The organism is Bacteroidota bacterium (genome assembly GCA_020402865.1).
Taxonomy (GTDB): domain Bacteria; phylum Bacteroidota; class Bacteroidia; order Palsa-965; family Palsa-965.
Genome location: JADBYT010000032.1, coordinates 1 through 21,146, shown reverse-complemented (window position 1 = coordinate 21,146; position 21,146 = coordinate 1). Strand labels below are relative to the sequence as shown.

General features: G+C 46.5%; 16 protein-coding genes. 6 read left to right on the top strand and 10 right to left on the bottom strand.

Features of this window, described 5'->3' with window-relative positions; all coding sequences use genetic code 11:
- Positions 1-3: 3 nt before the first annotated feature.
- Positions 4-2,058, bottom strand: coding sequence for a TonB-dependent receptor plug domain-containing protein (locus tag IM638_18125; GenBank protein MCA6364953.1), 2,055 nt, complete (start codon positions 2,056-2,058; stop codon positions 4-6).
- A 129-nt stretch (positions 2,059-2,187) separates the two neighbouring features.
- Positions 2,188-3,483 carry a hypothetical protein gene (locus IM638_18120; GenBank protein MCA6364952.1) on the bottom strand — a complete coding sequence of 432 codons (1,296 nt, stop codon included), beginning with the start codon at positions 3,481-3,483 and terminating at the stop codon, positions 2,188-2,190.
- A 128-nt stretch (positions 3,484-3,611) separates the two neighbouring features.
- On the opposite strand from IM638_18120, the gene purL reads away from it, so the two are divergent.
- The 4 genes from purL (at position 3,612) to IM638_18100 (ending at position 10,410) form a co-directional block, all read left to right on the top strand.
- Positions 3,612-5,837, top strand: a complete 2,226-nt coding sequence (gene purL / locus IM638_18115; protein ID MCA6364951.1) for a phosphoribosylformylglycinamidine synthase subunit PurL — start codon at positions 3,612-3,614, stop codon at positions 5,835-5,837.
- Between the two features lie 726 nt (positions 5,838-6,563).
- Positions 6,564-8,036, top strand: a complete 1,473-nt coding sequence (locus IM638_18110) for a hypothetical protein (protein MCA6364950.1) — start codon at positions 6,564-6,566, stop codon at positions 8,034-8,036.
- A 163-nt stretch (positions 8,037-8,199) separates the two neighbouring features.
- Positions 8,200-9,372 (top strand): Omp28-related outer membrane protein, encoded by a 1,173-nt coding sequence (locus IM638_18105; GenBank protein MCA6364949.1) that lies wholly within the window; start codon positions 8,200-8,202, stop codon positions 9,370-9,372.
- A gap of 30 nt (positions 9,373-9,402) precedes the next feature.
- The gene (locus IM638_18100; GenBank protein ID MCA6364948.1) at positions 9,403-10,410 is read left to right on the top strand and encodes a T9SS type A sorting domain-containing protein; all 1,008 of its coding nucleotides are present in this window, start codon (positions 9,403-9,405) and stop codon (positions 10,408-10,410) included.
- Between the two features lie 176 nt (positions 10,411-10,586).
- Here the strand turns inward: IM638_18100 and IM638_18095 are convergent, their stop codons facing one another.
- A complete protein-coding gene (locus tag IM638_18095; protein ID MCA6364947.1) occupies positions 10,587-11,900 on the bottom strand; it encodes a hypothetical protein in 1,314 nt (437 codons plus the stop codon).
- A 136-nt stretch (positions 11,901-12,036) separates the two neighbouring features.
- Here IM638_18095 and mtgA point away from each other — a divergent pair, with 136 nt between their 5' ends.
- Positions 12,037-12,780, top strand: coding sequence for a monofunctional biosynthetic peptidoglycan transglycosylase (gene mtgA / locus IM638_18090; GenBank protein MCA6364946.1), 744 nt, complete (start codon positions 12,037-12,039; stop codon positions 12,778-12,780).
- Here the strand turns inward: mtgA and IM638_18085 are convergent.
- From IM638_18085 to IM638_18075, 3 genes are all read right to left on the bottom strand, one after another.
- Positions 12,772-13,260 (bottom strand): hypothetical protein, encoded by a 489-nt coding sequence (locus tag IM638_18085; protein ID MCA6364945.1) that lies wholly within the window; start codon positions 13,258-13,260, stop codon positions 12,772-12,774. The genes mtgA and IM638_18085 overlap by 9 nt on opposite strands.
- 6 nt (positions 13,261-13,266) lie before the next feature.
- The gene (locus IM638_18080) at positions 13,267-13,905 is read right to left on the bottom strand and encodes a class I SAM-dependent methyltransferase (protein MCA6364944.1); all 639 of its coding nucleotides are present in this window, start codon (positions 13,903-13,905) and stop codon (positions 13,267-13,269) included.
- Between the two features lie 81 nt (positions 13,906-13,986).
- Positions 13,987-15,222 carry an insulinase family protein gene (locus IM638_18075; GenBank protein ID MCA6364943.1) on the bottom strand — a complete coding sequence of 412 codons (1,236 nt, stop codon included), beginning with the start codon at positions 15,220-15,222 and terminating at the stop codon, positions 13,987-13,989.
- 159 nt (positions 15,223-15,381) lie between these two features.
- On the opposite strand from IM638_18075, the gene IM638_18070 reads away from it, so the two are divergent.
- On the top strand, positions 15,382-18,321 hold the full coding sequence (locus IM638_18070) for a PD40 domain-containing protein (protein ID MCA6364942.1): 2,940 nt from the start codon (positions 15,382-15,384) through the stop codon (positions 18,319-18,321).
- Between the two features lie 88 nt (positions 18,322-18,409).
- Here IM638_18070 and IM638_18065 read toward each other — a convergent pair whose 3' ends face one another.
- From IM638_18065 to IM638_18050, 4 genes are read right to left on the bottom strand one after another with little or no spacing between them, the layout of a single operon-like run.
- A complete protein-coding gene (locus tag IM638_18065; protein ID MCA6364941.1) occupies positions 18,410-18,889 on the bottom strand; it encodes a hypothetical protein in 480 nt (159 codons plus the stop codon).
- 12 nt (positions 18,890-18,901) lie between these two features.
- Entirely contained in the window at positions 18,902-19,357 is a 456-nt protein-coding gene (locus tag IM638_18060) for a GNAT family N-acetyltransferase (GenBank protein ID MCA6364940.1), read from the bottom strand.
- 2 nt (positions 19,358-19,359) lie between these two features.
- A complete protein-coding gene (locus tag IM638_18055; protein MCA6364939.1) occupies positions 19,360-20,262 on the bottom strand; it encodes a hypothetical protein in 903 nt (300 codons plus the stop codon).
- The gene (locus tag IM638_18050; GenBank protein MCA6364938.1) at positions 20,259-20,891 is read right to left on the bottom strand and encodes an FMN-binding negative transcriptional regulator; all 633 of its coding nucleotides are present in this window, start codon (positions 20,889-20,891) and stop codon (positions 20,259-20,261) included. Before IM638_18050 ends, IM638_18055 begins: the two co-directional genes overlap by 4 nt.
- Positions 20,892-21,146 lie beyond the last annotated feature (255 nt).

Below are 21,146 nucleotides of genomic sequence, written 5' to 3'. Positions count from 1 at the left end.
GGGTTATCGTATGTTCGGCGAATTGAATTGCGGATGCCAGGTAAGGCGCAGCACCACTTCGCGTGAAAGTGAAGCATAAGCCCCCGTTTCGCCCCGATAAGGCATTCCAATTACATAGCTTCTGTTTAGCAGATTATGCACAGACAGCGCCACATCAATACCCGGGAGAAGATTTTTACGACTAATGGTTGACGAGAGCAGAAAATCAGGTGCACAGGCAGATACCTGATAATTGCCAAGCGAATCAATTCCCGAAATCAGGCTGCGCTCAGAAACTAAATGCCCCGTAAAATTCACTACGAACCCGGAGGGGAAAACATGGGTGCCTGTAACCGTGAGTTTGTGCTGCGGGAAATTGAGTAAGGCGCGGTCATTGCCGGAAACAGCATACGCCTCATTCACCGGCATATTATTTACCGAATACCACGACCAGCTAACCCGCAACTGATTAATGGCACCGCGATAGATAAATTCAGCTTCGGTTCCGTAGCTTATTTGTCGTGAACCATTGGTATAGAACTCCTCACCGGTAACAGCATCAAAATAATAGATGATGTGATTGTGAATATCGGTGCGGAAGAAATTGGCGTTGAGATACGCTTTTCGACTGAATTTGTAGCCAAACTCTATTTCTCCCACTTTTACGTATTCCGGCCTGAGGTTGCCGGGGGTGTCCTGCAGGTCGAAGTTTTCGACGGTTGGCGCTTTGAACGATTCGTTGTAGAGTATTTTAAAACTGAAGCGTTCAAAGTTTCTGGTGATGCCAATACGCGGTACAAAGGCAATACCGTATTCCGAGTTGTATTCGGCACGCCCTCCCAGCACCACATTAAACCAGTATGTTTTCAGTATCAACTCAGAAAACAACGACTGACTGCGAATCACAAAATTTGTACTGTCGTTGATACTGAATTTATTCAGTGAATCCAGCGCCTCAGCCTGATCAATAAATGCCTGTCCGCCGAAATTCACTGCAAGCTGGCTGTTAAAACTATATCCCACGCCTATGCTGAAGCGCGTACGCCGGCCTTCGCGGTTGTATGCCGGATCCTGCAGATAAGGAAGTCCCGAATTCCAGGGCTTGTCGTAATTAAAAAACAAGCCACTTTGTATTGACCAGCCTTTTTCAAATTTCTTGTTCCAGGTAATGGATGCGCGGTACTGCAAAAAACGGCTGATGTGGTTTAGTGTATCAATTACAACACCGTAAGGTGCGCATGTTTGCACGCGGTAATCACGCACGAAGAGATTCATACTTAACCCATGCCCGCTGATATTTACCCCCGCGTCAAGCCGTTGTAAATCGGATGCTGCGCGCATTGTATAGCTGCCTCCCTGAAAATCGGTATAGGGCTGATCGCTGCGCAATGCATTTCCTGCGCTGCCGCGCATGGCCAGATACCAGCCATCAGCCGAATGTGTGCTGTATAAAATATCAGCCCCTGATCTCGAAAAACCGGTTTGTGTAGCTCCTACAGTTGAGGATACTTTCAGTCCGTCAGGCTCGGTTACATCCCGTGTAATGATATTAATTACACCAAGAGCCGCAAAACCACCGTTTACCACTGAGCCGGGGCCACGAATCACTTCTACCCGTTTTATTGCGTTAATCTGAAAATCATTACCAAAGGTGAAAAAACCATACATAATTTCGTTCATCTCCACGCCGTCAACAGCCACCAGTACTTTTCCCTCGGCTCCCCATTGCCCCCGGATACCCAGCGAAACCGCACCTTCCACATCAACTCCGAATTCAATTCCCGGCACCAGACGCAGCACGTCCATAAGGTCTCTTGCCCCACTGTTCCGTATCTCATCGGCCGTAATTACCGTCACCACATTGGGGGTTTCACGGGTTGAAAACGGGCGTTGCGAGGCGGCCTCAATACGGGCACTCAGTTCGGCTTCTGTAACTGATGAACTGTCGAGCGCACGTAGCTGCAGAAGCTGATCGAGCGATAATTCGGGAAGTGTATCAGCCGGTTGCTGCGCCTGAAGCGAAACACAAAACCACAGCAAAATCGCCGTCAGGAGAAAACGAGGTAAAAAACACTGCATGTACAGGGAGTTGAGTGCAGTACAAATGTAAGCGGTTAATTCATTGTAAATTTCCGTTTAACGTGATGAATACCGGTAATCCATTAGAAATTAGCCGTTTCACCAGTCATTAATCCGGCATGCTCCCTTTCAACGATTGTGCCACAATTCAAAATCCAGCAAAGGTGTTCCCGTAGTAATGGTTCGAATTAACTGCCCGCTGGGATACGAATGAACTTGAATCGAAGAGTTCCCGTTGCCCACAAACACCTGGTTATTCACCACATCGTACTTTATCTTGCCCGGATCATTTACAGTGGCATAAGGAGTCATACCAATCGGGTTAAGTGTAAACTGCTGTACCATCCAGTTGTTCACCGTTACTAAATGTGTGTTTCCATCGACCCGGCAGGCCGCCCTCACTTCCACACCGGCTGCAAATGTGTAAGGCTGCCAGGCTGTATTGGTAAGGCAGTTGTACAAATACATATATCCCTGTCCGGCGCTGTTTCCATACACCATTACCGAAACAGAATCGAGCGGCTCAATGGCCACTACATCTATTGAAAGCGGATAAAAGTGAATGGCGCTTCCGGTAAACATATCAAACACTTCCAACTGCTTTACTACCTGCGGGGCATCATGTTCGGCAGCCACCACATAGCGGTCTGTGCCTCCGAGCAAATACGGACGCATACCATCGCCGCAGGCTACATTATACATTGAGGTGCCAGCCTGATCGAACGCACGTATCCTTTCGCTGCCATAATGTGCTGCCCAGATGCGGCGGTTGTGTTCATACAGGCTGCTCCAGGCTGTGGGCGGCCCCTGCGGTATGTTTACCTGCCACGGAAATGCTGTATTGTTTAACGCTTCGGCGCGCAATATGCCGGTGTTTCCCGTACTCAGGTAAGCCTGCTGCCACCAACTGCTCACTGCCAGATCGCTGCCCGCACCGGTTGGATAGGAAAGCAGGCGCCACTGCCAGCTTGTATCGCAGTAGTAAACACCGGTTTGAACCGGCGAGAGTGTACCGGAATAACAAAGTCCGATAAATTCCAACGGGGCTTCGGTAAACTGAATTTGCCGGTACTGCCGGGCATTGTTACGGCCGTCGCTCCCACGCACGGAGATGTAAAAGGTACCAGAAGGTACCCGTGCATCGTTGAGTATATAATTCATATACACCGTATCCTGATTGCCGCTGATTGGTTGAACCACTTCGGGAAACACAGGCACCATACCGCTGTTTACGATCTGTACACCACACTCGGTAAGCCGTTCATTATCACTTAATGCGATTACCAGCCGAAGGGTATCAAAAGCAGATACATTTATTCCTGTAGCAGGCTGAATAATAGTAATTCGTGGAGGTTCTTCGTCGTTTTCCTGCCTGCATGAGTAAATCAGTACAACACCAAGTAATAGGAGCGCATAAAATTTCATAGTCTAAAATTAAACGAAATAATTCACTTCACTAAACCGCTGTGCTGACAGTGGGCAAAAGGTTGATAATTTACCCCGGAATTCGGCCTCAAATACCTACCTTTGCACCTCACTTTCCGGATAGCACTATGTCAACAGCTTCTGCCACTGCGGTTACAGTTGAAACCGCCAAACAACTGGGCCTTCTGCCCGAAGAATTTGATAAAATCACCTCTATACTGGGCCGCACACCCAACTTTACCGAGCTAAGCATTTACTCGGTAATGTGGTCGGAGCACTGCTCGTATAAAAACTCCATTGTTTGGCTTAAAACACTTCCCAAAGACGGCCCGCACATGCTTGCAAAAGCCGGTGAAGAAAATGCCGGATTGGTTGACATTGGCGACGGACTGGGCTGCGCATTCAAAATCGAATCGCATAACCACCCTTCTGCGCTTGAGCCTTATCAGGGTGCAGCTACCGGTGTGGGCGGCATCAACCGCGATATTTTTACCATGGGCGCACGCCCGGTTGCCCAGCTCAACTCACTGCGCTTTGGCGATCCCAAGCTCGAAAAAACGAAATGGCTGGTGCGCGGCGTGGTAAAAGGCATTGGCGATTATGGCAATGCTTTCGGCATTCCCACCGTGGGCGGCGAAGTATTTTTCGATGACTGCTACAATGTAAATCCGCTGGTGAATGCCATGTCGGCCGGTCTGGTGAAGGTGGGCGAAACGGTTTCGGCTACTTCACACGGCGTGGGCAATCCGGTGTTTATTGTGGGTTCATCAACCGGTAAAGACGGCATTCACGGTGCGGCCTTTGCCTCAAAAGATATTACCGAAGATTCGGCCAAAGATCTTCCGGCGGTGCAGGTGGGCGATCCGTTTCAGGAAAAACTCCTGCTCGAAGCCTCGCTCGAAGTAATCCGCACCGGCGCAGTAGTAGGCATGCAGGATATGGGCGCTGCCGGTATTACCTGCTCTACTTCCGAAATGTCGGCCAAGGGCGAAAGCGGCATGGTAGTATGGCTTGATAAAGTACCTACCCGCCAGGCCAACATGAAAGACTGGGAAATTCTGCTTTCCGAATCGCAGGAGCGCATGCTGGTAGTGGCTCACAAAGGCCGCGAAGCCGATGTGCTGCGCGTGTTTGAAAAGTGGGACCTGAATTGTGTGCAAATCGGTGAAGTAACCGATACAGGCCGCCTGCAATATTACATGCACGGCGAACTCGTGGCTGATATTCCGGCCGAATCACTTGTACTTGGCGGCGGCGCACCCGTGTATCACCGCGAATACAAAGAGCCTGCCTACTTTGCCGAATCGAAAAAATTCAGCATTGATCAGGTAACTGAGCCGGCCGACCTGAAAGCCGTGGCCATGCACCTTGCCTCGCATCCCAACATTGCTTCAAAACGCTGGGTTTACAACCAGTATGATTCAATGGTAGGCACCATCAACATGAGCACCAATGCACCCAGCGATGCGGCCATTGTAAACCTCAAGGATTCCGACAAAGCACTCGCACTCAAAGTCGATTGCAATTCGCGCTACGTGAATGCTGATCCCGAACAAGGCTGCGCCATTGCCGTAGCCGAAGCCGCACGCAATATTGTATGCTCAGGTGGTGAACCCAGCGCCATTACCAACTGCCTCAACTTCGGCAATCCTTACAACCCCGAAGTATATTGGCAGTTTGTAGGCTCCATAAAAGGCATGGGCAAAGCCTGCACCAAATTTGAAACACCCGTTACCGGCGGCAACGTGAGCTTCTACAACCAGTCGTCGTACGAAGGCCCCGTGTTCCCCACGCCCACCATTGGCATGCTCGGTGTGGTAAACAGCAAAAAACTCATCACTACGCTGAATTTCAAAAACAGCGACCGCAGCATCTATCTCATTGGTCGTTCGCGCAACGACATCAACTCGTCGGAATATGTGTATTCCTACCACGGTGTAAAAAACACACCGGCGCCAGATTTTGATCTCGACGAAGAATACAACGTGCAGCAGGTGGTAAAAGCAGCCATTCGCGCCGGCCTTATCGAATCGGCCCACGACTGTGCCGATGGCGGATTGTTTATTACGCTGCTCGAAAGCGCCATGCCTTCAGGAATCGGTTTCCGCATCACCACCGCCGAAGGTGTGCGCAAAGATGCCTTCCTGTTTGGCGAAGCACAGAGCCGTGTGGTACTTAGCGTAAAACCCGGCAGCGAAGCCGCACTTGAACAAATTGCCGCACAGCATGGCGTTGCCTTCTCAAAAATTGGCACCACCGGCGGCAGCAACTGTGTAATTAACGGCGACGACTTTGGCGCTCTTGCCACCTACCAGCAGCCGTATGAAAATACACTTGGTGCGTTGATGAATTAAGCAATTTATTGTACAACAAAACGGCGGCTTCTTTCGAGGCCGCCGTTTTTGTTTTTATGAAATGAACAGGTTACAAAAAAACATAACGATGCTGTTATGGGAATATACCTCCGTTTTGCTTATGTGTTTTGTCATATGTATTTCGCAGGGAGTTTGCCCGGATAGATCGCAAACAATGGTAAATGTCGGTTAGAAACTTCACTGACTACTGACTCGCAGAATTTTGCCGTCGTAAAGTTGCTTCAACTCATCTCAAAATACTTTTCGAGATCTTGCAGATACATTTTGATCTAGCGAAATGATTTAGCATCGCATAGTTGTCCTGACAGCATTGTTGGGATGAGCAAGAATAGTGTGAAACCAACGAGTCGTAATATCTGAAAAAAAAGATGCTGTGAAAAAGCGGTATGTATAATCTTGAAATGAGTTCTCCTTGATCCAATCCTCTCATTGTTCGCGTCTGCAATGGATTCAATAATCGCCTCAGTATGTGAAAGAATCCTGTACCCGGAAATTTATAAGAACTAAACGAAGCACATATTCTTAAAGACTCCGCAAAAATTCCACATCATTGAAGCCCTCCACGCAGTTAATTAAACAACTACTCCACAAACAGCATTTTTTTTTGACCAGAAATGAACATTTTTTACTTTCTGAAATGTAACTTATACGTAATTTATGTTGTGAAATAATACTTATTCTGGTTATTTAGGCTCAAAAATCCCGATGAAAACACCTTCTGATCAGTTACACCAGCTTATACACTCACTCGACATGAATGAGAAGCGATATCTGTCTCTCTATACAGGACAGAATAACGAAAAGAGTCTGGTTAAATCATATCAAAAACTCTTAACGGAAATAGAAGCACAGAAAGAATATGATGAACGGTATTTAAAAAACAAACTGAGCCTGAAATCTTCAGATCAATTTAAACGATTAAAACATTATGCATTAGAAACAACGCTACGCAGCCTTGAAAACTTTCATGCAACCGGATCTCCGGAAATAATTATCCTTAGAAAATTCATACAGGCAGAAATTTTATTGCAAAAAAAACAGATTGCCGCTCTTCGCCGTTCAATTGAACAGGCAATGAAGCTTTGCCTTATGTACGATAAAATACTTTATCTGCCTATTTGTCTCGACTGGAAATTTCGCTTGTTTTTTCAGGAACCGCAATCGAAAAAAAATGTATCGATCAGCAAAACTGAAATTGACAAAACACTAGACTTAATTAAACGATGGCTTGGAATCAGACGTATCAATGTGGCAGCGTGGAGATTATTACATCAGGAACATAAGCCTAAGAATACTGAATTACGACAGGTTTATATATGGATTGAAGAAGTGAAAAAACTTGTAACGAATAAAGAGGAAAACTTTTTCATGTTACGCGAATACACCCAGACCTTAACTTTTTGTTTTCACCTGCTTAATGATTGGGAAAACAGCCTGAAATACAGTTTGCTTTTTGTCAAAAAAATCGAATCGGATAATGCCCAACTTTTCAATAGAAGTTTAGAATACATTACCACATTGAATAATTGTTTCGTGGCTTACATCAATCTGGAGCGCAAAGGGATTGAACAATACTCACAAAAAGCGGCAGTTTTCTACAGGAAAATTCCGTTAAAAAAACGATCTGTTTTTGTGAATGACAACTACCTCATACTTCAAACGAATTACGTTATTCTCCTGTTAAATAAGCATAATGGTGAAAAAGCAGCTATAAGATGCCGCGAAATTCATAAGACAATAATACAGCAACAGTTCAAATTTAACGACTCTGTTCTCCGCCTCTTCTTCATTAATTATATAGTCGCTTCAATATATATCAGAAAAAATAAAGAGGCATTAAGATTCTACAATATCTTACTCTCCTACCAAAATATTTTTACTCCGGATAATGAAATTCTTGCTTTAATAATCTATTATGAACTTGGCGAATATGATCTTTTGGAGCACCGCGTTCGTTCATTCCGAAAACAGTTGAAGAAAAGTTATCCTGCTGGTCACTTTTTCAACATTTTAGCTACAGCACTTACCTCGTCCGCTCTTCAAGACAGCTCACGAAGCGTGAAAGCCGAAGCGTTTACTAACCTCCGAAACGATCTTCAGAAAACAAACTTCTATGATGGCTCAAAAACTATTTCAGGTGTATTTGACATTGAATACTGGATTGACAGACATAAATAAAACATTAGTGAACAGCATCAAATACCATTTCATAAAATCATAAAATTCAGAAAATCTGTAGTTCAATATATGTTAGTCTGAAAAAGAACTTATGAATGAAATAGGGTAGCACGGTAAATTACATATTATGAATATTGCTTGACTAAACTAATTAACTCAAGCAATGACAAGGAAACACTCTATACTTCTTAGCGTTTTGCTACTCATGTTTACTAGCGGCGTTGCCCAGACTAAACGTGTACTGATTGAAGAATTTACAGGAGCGGAATGCGGAAATTGCCCTCCCCAATCGTATGCGATGCTTACATGGGTACAACAACATAGTACAAACAATATACTCTACTGTATTCATGAAGGATTTATTCCAGATAACATGAGCTCTCCATTTACAAATGAAATATTAGTAGAATTCGCCAGCCCTTTTGGAACTTTCAATCCGGCTGTTATGATTGACAGAACCAGATTTCCCTGGCTGGGATCGGAACCATTCATAAATGTAGATGGCTTTGACTCAGTAGCCACACGCATCTATACCACAGAACCCCCCAAAGTTGATGTAAATATTCAGGGTACTTATAATAGTTCAACACGACAAATTAATGCAACTGTAAATACCACATTTTTACAAAATATTCCTGCCGGCGATTATCGAATAAACCTTTATCTGGTTGAAGATAGTGTTATAGGAAACGGCATGGGTTGGGATCAGCGCTGTTATGATTCTACTTTTGCCGCAACGCATTATCCCGGACAGTACAACAGCGCCACACATTATATTGTTGGATACCCGCACCGGCATGTCTTGAGAAGCAGCCTAACCGGAACATGGGGAACAGCAGGCATCATTCCGAATACTCCGGTTCTGAATACTCCGTATTCGACGAACCTTACATATAATGTTCCGGCAAATTATAATGATCAACGCATTTATCTTGTTGCTTTCGTTTCACATTATGCAAGCAATCCGGCACCTCTTGATTCTGGAAATGGGAATTGCTGGGTATTAAATGCAAATGACGCTAAACTTGGTAGTACGTTTCTTTCCCCCAATGGTATTAACTCACAATCTATAAGTAACTCCGCCGCAATAGAGCTGTTCCCAAATCCTGCATCGGATCAACTCACGTTAATGATGTCGGTAAATGCACAGCTTGATGGCGAATTTTTGTTGATTAATTCTCTCGGACAGACAGTAAAGCAGCTTACATCAAAGACCACCTATCAGACGGGGATTTATCAGCTCAATGTCAACCTCAGTGAATTACCTGCAGGAATTTACTTTGCCGCACTTAAAACAGAACAGGGAATAGTGGTGAAAAAATTTGCCCGAAACTAAAACCAATACTAAACAACAGCAACAATAATTATGAAAAAGCTCTACACACTACTATTGGTGCTATCTGTATGCTCACATATAGCTGCACAACGTCCTTCACTTTTTTCTAATGTTAAAAATAACTCCGCAATTACGACAGTATCATCTGTAATTGTTACACCATATGATACCCTTTCGGGACCTTCTTGGTCGAATGCCAATGCAGGCGGACCGGCTCTTTACATTTATTCAACGAGTGGAGGAGGTTATGTGTCCGGCAATAATATTTTTGGTGATTTACAGCTTGCTCAATCATTCGAAATTGCTAATTCAATGGACGTTGTTGGGGCTTTGTACTGGTTTGCTGCCAAAAAAACGCTTTCAGGCGATACCAGCTCAAAAATTACGCTGAAAATGTTCAACATGAATGGGGCGGGCACTACCAGCAGCGGTCCATCTACCTCCGCTCCAAACAGCATATTGGCAAGTTATGATATACCTATTTCTGCTCTTGATACTTCACTGGATGCACCGGTATTTACAGTTTGGAATTTCCCCACTCCCGTTAGTGTAACCAGCAACTTTGCGTTGGGGGTTGATTTTACTGGACTTTCTGATGGTGATACTTGTGGTTTGATTTCTTCTACCCATGGAGATGCAGGTGGAGCTGAATTACCCTGGGTTCAGATAGCTGATGGCACTTGGAATACACAAGCCTGGATATGGGGAATTGATTATGATCTATACATTTTTGCAATTGTTGATCAAAATACAGGGATAAACGAATTTCACAAAGGACTAAAAATGTATCAGAACAGCCCGAACCCATTCAGTGCTTCCACTACGATTAATTACGAACTGGAAAACGCGGCAGATGATGTAATACTGCGAGTTTTTGACCTCAATGGTCGTATGCTGAAAACAATAAACTTAAATAGTCAGCAAGCCGGTAATCATGTAATTGAGCTTGATGGCAGTGAGTTTGCTAGTGGGGAGTACATCTTTTCGTTGAGTGCCAATGGTAAAAATCTCACCAAAAAGATGACGGTTATTCACTAAATGACTGTTATTTACCAAGCGTATTAATTTCTTGCAGGTGGGGGTGTAATGCATTTTCCCGAAAAAGCGTTTATTCAGAAGTATATTGCCTTACAGTTTGTAATTCTGATAGCGTGAAGTATGGGAAAATGCATTCATTAAATTATGAAATCTTTGGGGTGAATAAAATCATACACTCACCGCGCAGCTGATTGCCTGAACTGCACACTGAAAATCGTTCCCGTATGCTTGTCGGAACTCCAGCTTAGTTTGCCGTCCAACTGATCCGTCAGCGACTCCACAATTGTAATACCAAGTGAGGTTAAGTCGGACGGAGCAAATTTATCAGGCAAACCCTTGCCATTGTCTTTCACGGTAAGTTCGTAGAGTTCGTTATCGAAAGCACTTGTACCGAATGTAATTGTAATTTCACCGCGTACCGACTCGGTAAATGCATGCTTATAACAATTGGTAAGTAATTCATTTAAAATCAATCCGCACGGAATGGCAGTGGTAAGATTAAGCGGAATACTTTGTGCATGCACATTTACCTGAATATTGAGGGGTGTGGCAAACGGATACGAAACTCTTATTTCTTCTACAAGTTCGTGAATGTATGTATCGAAGTTCACATCTTCGGCATTATCCCTTCTGCTGTATAATTTCTGATGAATGAGTGCCATAGAAGCCACACGGTTTCTGCTTTCGAGCAAAATCTGCCGGGTGTATTCATTGTTTACACTATTCATCTGCAGGTTAAGCAGACTGCTGATTACCGAGAGGTTATTTTTTACGCGATGATGTATTTCGGCGAGCAGTGTTTCCTTTTCACGAAGCGCCTGCTGCATTTGCTGCTGATTTTCTTCGCGCTCGCGTTCCTGTGTTTTAAAAGTTTCGTATTCGCGATGATTCATGCGAATAATCACAAATGTGCAAAAGCCGGTGAGTACAGCCGAAGCGATGAGATTATATTTAAAAGAAAGGGCTAACGCATCGGCAGGCTGTTGAAACCAGAACAGTTTTCGTTCAAACACAATACACAACAAAAGCGTAAGCAATGAAATAATTACATGAAAGGTAAAATACCTGAACCGCCTGAAATCAGACAGAAACGACAACATGATGAGCAACGGGAAGAAATAAATGTAAATGCCCCCCTCCACTCCTGCCATATTGTGGAAAAAGAAAATACTGATGTTGGCAATAATCATAATGGCAAACTCGGCCACCACAAATTTCCCTGTGTAAAGGAAAAGAGCGGCCAGCCAGTAAACCACATTCAGCCCCAGCATGGCATTACCGAGCAACGGACCGTCGGAGAAATAAGTCTGAATCATTGACCCGACAAAAGCCGGGAGACTGACAAAGTAAAAGGTATTGATGAGTACAGCATGGCGAAGCTGCAGTTCATCCATTCCGGAATTTGTGCCGAAACGTGTAAGACGGTAATAAAACCTTCGCAGAAACTGATACATAAGCAGGGGTGTTTTAAAATTACGCTTTTCGTGCATAATCTCAAAACAGCAGGATAAAACCGGCTCTCCGGTATGGCCATGTTTTAACGCAAAAGCAGTACAGTAAGTTCCATTTATTCAGATAATTTGCCCGGCCTGAGCATACAAAAGCAAAGAGATTTACTTTTGCAGCGTGAAAAAACAACCTTTATCTAAACGATTGCTCCTGTCGCTCTGGCGGTTCGGGCTTTTCTTTGTGTTTTTCAGCTTTGTACTGGTACTGGTATTCCGGTGGCTGCCGGTGCCGGTAACTCCGCTCATGCTTATTCGCGCCGTGGAGTACAGTGATGCAGGTATTTCACATAAATGGGTGGGGCACGATGAAATTGCCAATTCCATGCAGCTTGCGGTGGTGTGTACGGAGGATCAGAATTTCCTTCATCATCCGGGAATTGATACGGCAGCCATTCAGCGTGCGCTGGACGAAGCGGAAGATGGCAAACGCATACGCGGCGGAAGTACCATTTCGCAGCAAACTGCAAAAAATGTATTTCTCTGGCCAAGCAGCACATACCTGCGCAAAGGATTCGAACTTTGGTTTACCCTGCTTATTGAATTGTGCTGGAGTAAAGAGCGGATAATGACTGTATATCTGAACAGTATTGAGTTTGGCAAGGGTGTGTATGGCGTGGAAGCTGCGTCGCAGAAGTTCTTCAAGCGTCCGGCCAAAGCCCTCACCCGCGAACAAAGCGCATTGCTTGCCGTAGTGCTGCCCAACCCGATAAAATACAAGGCAGATGCGCCGGGCGGATACATTAAACGCCGTCAGCAATGGGCGCTGGGCCAGATGGCGGCCTGGGGCGGCAAACTCGATTACGATTTTGATCCTACGCTTAATCTGCCGCGTAAGCAGGGTAAACGCAAGCGTTCAAAGTAACAACTGCTGGATATTGCTGCGCAGTGTTTCGAAACCGCTGCCGAAAAGCCCGCCAGCCACAATTTGGTGATTTACGATGAGTGCTGCCGCGCCGTGCTCAATTTCTGCCTGCACGCCAAACAATCCGGCACGTACCTGATCGGGCAGACCACTGGCATGCACAATAACCACATGCAGACCCGGCGGCCCGGTGCGGCGCAGGCGGTTGAGCAAACTACGCATCTGCACCAGCGAAATACTGCTGGCCGGATTGTGTGCAATGCACAGTGTACGTGGAAAAAGCAGTGCCGGCAAATCAACCGCTTCGGCAGCCACGGTTATGTGCATTTCTGAAACAGCCAGCCAGTTGCCGGCATCGGTACGCAGGGCTTTGAGACGTTGCTCGCGCTGAAAAAGCGTGAGCGGCTGGCCCGGTGTTTCGGGTTGTGCAGCCTCGTTTGCCCAAAGGCCAAGACGTTGAAGTAAGGCGGTAAAATCCATCGGCATCTATCGTTTCACGATCATCAGCAAGCCATCGCGCAGGGTAAGCAGTACATTATCCACCCGTTCATCGCGATGCACCATTTCCGAAAAACTACGCAGGGCCAGCGTATCTGCATCGTTTATCTTTTCGTCAAACACGCGGCCGCTCCACAACACGTTATCGGCCATAATTAATCCGCCTTTTCGCAGCAGCGGCAAAGCCAGTTCGTAATAGCGGGCGTAATTGCGTTTGTCGGCATCAATGAAAATAAGATCAAACGGGCCTTCAAGGGCCGGCATTACTTCGGCCGCATTGCCGGTTACCAGTTCTATCCTGTTTTGATAGCCGGCCTGTTCCACTGCTTCACGGGCAATAGGCAGCACTTCGTCGTTAATGTCGATGGAAATGAGTTTACCGTCGGGCGCCATTCCTTCGGCCAGACAAATAGCCGAATACCCGGTAAACGTGCCTATTTCAAGAATGCGGCGGGCATTCATCAATCCTGCCATCATGGTCAGAAACCGTCCCTGCACCTGCCCGGAAAGCATACGGGGTTGTAATGTGCGCAGGTGTGTAGTCCGGCTCAGCTGCGCCAGTACTTCAGGTTCGGCGCTGGTGAAGCGTGCCGAGTATTCGTCGATTGAAGGATCAAAAACGTACATATCAGGTGTGTGTTGAGCATGTCAAAACTACAAGGAAAACACAATTGATTGCTGGACAAAACAGCCCGTAACATGGATATATCAGGGGCGCCCCGTGTAAACGAGTGTACTGATTCGAGAGGGCGAAAAGATTTCGTTGGCAACTGTGAGCACCTGTTTGGGTGTAACGGCACGTATGCGGTTACAGATTTCGGCCAGCGACGATGTTTTGTTGTGCTGCAAAAGCTGGCGGCCGAGGGCAAGCATTACGTTGAGTTTATTTTCTTCGGCAATGGTAAGCTGGCCTTCAAACTGCAACTGTGCAGCGCGCAGTGCGGCCGGGCTGAGTGCTTTATCGCGCACTTTCTGCAGTTCGCGGTTGATTAGGCTGATGCAGCGTTCGGTGTTGGAGGCATCGGAGCCAAAGTAAATGTGCGCCAGGCCGCCGTCGGTCCAAGTGTTGTAACCGGCATCAATGCTATACACAAGCCCGTGTTTTTCGCGCACAAGCATGTGCAGGCGGGCATTCATGGCCGGGCCGCCGAGCATGTTTACCAGTAATGCCAGCGCCGTGCGCGAAGCGTGTTCAGTAGCGTAGGCTGGTGCACCCATTACACAGTGCGCCTGATGGGTATCCTGTGCCTGATGCACGGTACGTGCGCGGTAACCGCTGAAACGGCTACGCTTGGGTGCCGCGCCGCCGCCGGGCAGTTTGCTGAAATGTGTTTCGGCCACTTCGGTTGCTTCAGCCTCGGTGTAAGGACCCGTCATACAAAGCACCATATTTTCAGCACGGTAATGCCGCGAAATAAAATCGAGCAGGTGCTTTCGTTTAAGGCGTTTTAAACTTTCCTCGGTACCCAGAATGGGGCGGCCAAGCGGATGCGTACGAAAAACCTGCTGCTCAAAATCGTCGAAAATCTGCTCCGAAGGTGAATCAAGATAGGAGCGGATTTCATCAATAATCACTTCTTTCTCCTTCTCCAATTCGTTCACCGGATAGGTGGAATTCATTACCACATCGGCAATGAGTTCGGCCGCCCGGCTCAGGTAGCGGCGGTGAAAAGAGCCATACACGCAGGTTTCCTCTTTGGTAGTGTAAGCATTGAGCTCACCACCCACCGCATCAAGACGGCTGAGCACCTGAAACATACTGCGCTTGCGTGTGCCTTTAAACAAGGTATGCTCAATAAAATGAGCCAGCCCTTCCTGCCCTTCTTCCTCATCGCGCGAACCGGCATGGATAAATACTGCCAGATGACCGGTTTCGCCGGCCGAAGGACGAAACAACACCCTCAGGCCGTTGGAAAGTGTAAATTGAAATAGTTCTGCTGACACGGGGCAAAGGTAACAAGCATTTTGATGCCCGATACACCCGGAAACAGGGCAATAAAGAGGCCAATAACCATTTGCAAATAGCTGCTGTTAACTTTTCGGTGTTTAAAAGTAGCTGCATACTCAGCTTTTGCGCATGTGCGTAATTGGCAATTTAGTAGTATGATCAGAAAAATTCTGGCTTTATTCATTGTGCTCCTCACTCTGCTATCGCCCCTGCAGCTAAACGCACAGGCCGATAAACTATCCCGTAAAGAGGAAGTAAGACTGGAAGAAGCCGAAGTGGCATTTTCCGATGGTAATTATCTGCGCGCATTGCCTATTTATCTGGAGCTTCAAACCGCGCACCCGTCAAATGCATACCTCAACTATCAGCTTGGAATTTGCTATCTCTACAAAACTGAAGAGAAGGAAAAGTCAATTATCCATCTCGAAAAAGCCTGGAAAGGCAACCCCGACCTGCCATTGGTGCGCTACTGGCTGGGAAGAGCCTATCACCTTAACTACAGATTTGACGAAGCCATCAAACGTTTTAACGAGGAACTCGACAATGGCGAACTGAACGAGAAAGAACGCATTGAAGTAGCACGTTATGTGGAATACTGCAACAACGCTAAACTTATTACACGTGATACATTACCGGTAGAAATTTCAAACCTCGGGCCTCCGCTCAATACCGAAAATTCAGAGTACGTACCTGTAATTACAATCGACGAATCCATGCTGATCTTTACCTACACAGGTACCCGAAGCACCGGTGGCCTTCAGGATCCGCGGTTTAAGCCAGACAGCACAGGACAGTATTACGAAGATATTATGGTATCGCAGAAAGTGGGCGACCAATGGTTCAGTCCCGATCCGATCAGTAATAACATCAATACCAATGGACATGATGCCAGCATTGCGCTTTCGAATGACGGGCAAATCCTGTTCATTTTTAAAAGTACAGCCAAAGACGGTGGTGATATTTTCATGAGCAAGCTGCAAGGCAACGCATGGTCAACACCTGAACGCCTTGGCGCAAACATCAACACCAAATGGTGGGAAGGCAGCTGCTCACTTTCGGGCGACGGCAAACAACTCTTCTTTGCCAGTGAACGCCCCGGCGGCTTTGGCGGACGTGACATATACGTATCTGATCGTCAGTCCGACGGCAGCTGGGGGCCGGCACGTAACCTGGGGCCATCGGTAAACACACGCTACAACGACGATGCGCCTTACATTCACCCCGACGGTATTCACCTTATTTTCAGTTCGCAGGGACACAACAGCATTGGCGGCTACGATTTGTTTTTTTCGCTGCTGAAAGACGGAGTGTGGGGGCCTCCGCAAAATATCGGTTATCCGGTAAACACACCCGGTAACGAACGTTTTTACGTGCTCTCAGCCGATGGTGCCACAGGATATTACTCTTCCGACCGTCGCGGCAGTTTTGGCCAGCAGGACCTGTACACGGCATCGCCCGGATTTATGGGCGAGCCGCCGATTATTGCGCTTGTGGTTGGCTTTATTACACTCGACGGAAATCCGGTGGAAGCCAACATTAATGTAAGCAATGCCGAAACCGGCGAACAATACGGAAACTACAACTCAAACTCTGCCACGGGAAAATATCTCATCGCACTAAAACCCGGCAATAAATACAAAGTGGCAATTGAGGTAGAAGGCGCTGCGCCTTATTATGAGTATATTAATGTAAAGGGCGTTGATACCTATGTGCAGGTACAGAAAGACTACAACTTTGTATCAGCCGGCGACAGTGTGGCTTATTACAATCCGCCCAGCGCCATTGCCGATTCATCGGAAACACTTCAGCGAAAACTCGACGACCAGATTAAAGCCATAAAGGCTGAGCAGAATGATCAGGTGTATGAAGAACGCATCTACAAACAACTGCTCAAAAAATACGGCGATACATACGACAGTACAGATAAGTTCGTGGTTGAACTTGGCACTTACGAAAGAGCATCCTTGTTTGATTCGACCAAAGTGGCCGATATGGGTCCGATTGAACGAACCGTTACTCCCGAAGGCTATGTTCGCTATACGGTAGGTCCGTTTAAAACATTGCTTGATGCTGAACTTTACAGAGCACGCTTAGCCACACGCGACAGCCTGATTGCCTCAAATTCTGAAGTAACTGTGCTCGATAACGGGGTGCGTAAAACGGTACCTGTGTATTATAAAAAAGAATACAAACGCCGCGACTATAAACCACGTGAAGAAACGCGGGTGATTATGAGCAGCAAAGGCACACTTGAAACCACGATTGGCACAAACTACAGTTACGATAAAATTGTAAACGATTTCGGCACATTCCAAAGCCAGGGCCTTACCTACAAGCTCGAACTCGCATCGGTACGTGATACCAACGATTTTAAACTTCAGCACCTTGCCCAGTTTGGCCCTATCGAGAAAAAAGTATATCCCGACGGAACCATCCGCTACCAGATGGGACCGTGGCGCACTCTCAAGGAAGCCGAAGATTTTAAAGCATACCTGATGTCGAAAGATTCGGCTGCGGCAAAATCTATTGTGACCATTTTCCACTTCGGCGAACGGAAAACCGTACCCGAATTCTTCCAGAACCCACCCGAAGCAATAAGGCCGCTTCCCAATACCAAAAACACACCTCCGAACAATACTACAACTACAACTACTACTAATACTACGACCACCACAACTACTACACCTGTAACCAGCACAAACGACCCATGCAGTTCAGCCCCGCTTGATCTGGCCTGGTTCAAGGATAAGTCGCTTAATGATCCCGCTGTATATGCCAAGTTCCTTCAGGTAACCGGCAATTACTGCTCACCCGGACTTATTTACAAAGTACAGATTGGTGCCTACCGCCATCCTGAAAACTTCAAATACCCGCAGCTGAAAGAGTATGGAGCCGCCGAAATTATCAATTATCCCGACGGCATTACCCGTTTCACCCTGCTCGAATTCAAAACGATAAAAGAAGCCGAAGCATTCCGGCAGGAATGCATCCGCCGCGGCATAACCGATGCATGGATTACCGCCGTGTACAACGGCCAGCGTAAAACACTCGAAGAACTCATTGACGCCAATTTCTACGGCAAACAAATTAATTAACCCGGATTATCCGCACACAAAAACAGCAGACGAAATTCGTCTGCTGTTTTTGTGTGCATAAACCCGAATGAAAAGTACCGGGCAATAATTATAAGGCAATAAGTACAAACGAAAGCTCTTTTATCTGCTGATTGTGCCGGGCAATCAGCCTTAGTTTGTTGCTACGCGTATCATAACTGATACACGGATTGTTTTTGCAGCCCAGCCTCGGGAAACGTTGCTTCAGTGTTCGCAATGCAGCCTCAGTTTGCATATCGCCATTAACGGTTACAAACACATAGACCAGCTTCCCGTCGCAAAATTCAAACTCAATTTGTGTAGCCGTAAAACCGTTTAGCTGCAGTTTTTCATTGCTGCGGCGGTACACATGGCAGGTAGTTACTTTCAGGTAAAATGCAGTATCGCCGGTATAGGACGATGAGCTGTCCATTTGCAGTAATTTGTTTTTCAGTTCAGCCTCCGGCATACCAAAACGTACACCTTCAATACCTAAAAAACCAAGATCCTGTGCAGCAGACGAAACCGAAAGCAGCAGCAGAAAAAGCAGAATTGAAAAACGGTTTATCATGGAAAACTAAAACTACACATTTCCTTTGTCTTGCAGTGCTTTATACATACCAGGATACACAATTTCCATCAGCTTGTCAGGATTTTCCGGCGTATGAAAACCAAAACGGGCGTAAAGCGAATGTGCATCGCGTGTGGCCAGCATAAAGCGACGAAGCCCCTGAAGTTCTGGATGCGACATAATGCACTCCATCATCCATTTCCCCAGTCCGGCACCCCGATGCGCCTCGGCTACAATCACATCACACAAATAACCAAACGTGGCAAAATCCGACACCACACGGGCATAAGCCACTTGGCTGTTGTTGTGATAAATCCCAAAACAGAGCGAATGGGCTGCCGCTTTTTCAGTAATGCTGCGCGGTATCTCTTCCGACCAATAACTGCGGCTTAATTCAAAATGAATAAAGTCATGATTGAGTTTCGACTGGTCATCGGAAAGTACATAGCCGTTTTTCTCTGTTTGCATAATTATTCAGCTGTATTCACTATCGCCATTCGATTAGCTAATCCGCGGCTGATTGCAATGCGTGAAATTTTGCGGATACCCACACCCCGAAGATCAGTAATTTCGCGCCAACCGTGTCGTTTGATCAGGTTATATGAAATTAATTTCGAACCCTCACCGGCTACAATATTGTTATAGGAATCAACTGCAAAATCCTGTGTGCCTTTAGGCAGTTGAATGGGTTTAAATTCGGGGTCGGGCATACCGGTTTTGTTAAGTGCTTTAATGCTCCATGTGCTGTCTTCGTTCATCTGTGTGTAAAGCAGCAGTTTCTTTGCCGGGCTTCGCCAGATTTGCATGCAACGGCCAGGGTTGCTCACACAGTTTCGCTTTTTTCCACTTCCTGCATGGGCAAGCACAAGCATGTTCGGATCGCCAAGCTGAAACATAAACACCGTATTGGCGTCAAACCAGCACTGATAGCCCACCGCATAAATTTTCGGTATCAGTAGTTTGCTTTCGCCTGTTACTTTATGATAGCGCCAGATACGCTGTGCCGAGTCTTTTTCCACTACCACGGCTGCCAGAAATTTATTTCCCGGAAGGTATTGCGGCGAATATTCACTCACGGCCGTTTTGGTAAGTTGCTGCGAAAGTTTGGTATTCGGATCAAAGCGCATGATGTCGGTTTGACCATCGGCTTGTTCAGCGGTATATACTAAGTATGAACCGCCGTCGGAAAAAGCAGGCTGATCGTCGTAGCCGGGCCGGCTGCTTACGTTGTAGCCTCCGCTGGGTTGTATTTCACCATTGTTGTAATAAATATCGAAAAGCCATACATCATTCCCCTGCGGCAGCGGCGGTGACACACGGGCGCCACTGAGCAGTAGGGTGGCAGGAAGAATCAGCAAAAAGATTTTTTTCATTCGGTTGCGGAAGAATTGGTGTAATACGTGTTCATGGTTTCGCCAAGTTCACGGGCAGCGGGATCTTCAGATTGAAGCAGATGGGCAATAATCCGCTCTTTTTCGGAACTCGTTTTATTCTGACTGAGTTTGTATTTTGCTTCGAGCTGATCCACTTCTACCGTAAAAGCAACAATGCCTTTAAGCAGTCCTGAAAAATAGGCCGGATCAAGGTTACGGAATTTCTCCTGCCAGCCGGGCTCGAAAAAAGCAATGGTACGTTCGAGCAGCAGCGAAGATGCCTCTACATCATTAAGCACACGGCAAATACCACTGGCATGCACGCTCACATAGTTCCATGTAGGTACATTGCGGGCATGGTCATACAACTCGGGTGAAATGTAAGCATGCGGGCCGCCGAACACCACCTTTACATGGATACCACTTTTGAGCAGAAGTGCTTGCGGATTTGCAGCAGAAAGATGGCTGTGCAGCAGGAGTTTTTCGCCCGACTCTTCGAGCGTAAACGGAAGATGTGTGGCAGCGGGTGTATCCTCATCATTGCAAAGCAAAAGCCCGAACGGATGCGACTGAATAAACTGCAACTGCTCGCTGCGGTTGTGATGCGAAAAATGAGGTGGTATGTACATGCCTTTGCGAATTTACAAATTTGATGCGTGTGACCTGTACAGGCAACGTGCACATTTGGTTGCCCGCAAACCGAAAAACCAGTTAACTTGCAGGCATCCTTTCAGCCATGATTATTGTGCTTCCTGCTTTGTACACCCTGATTTTGCTGTGGCTTGTAGCTCGCAGCAAACACTTCAGGCTTGAAGGAACGCCCGCCTGGATAATGCCCGCTGTTTTCCTGCTTAAAATTGCTGCCGGCACTGCACTCTGGTATG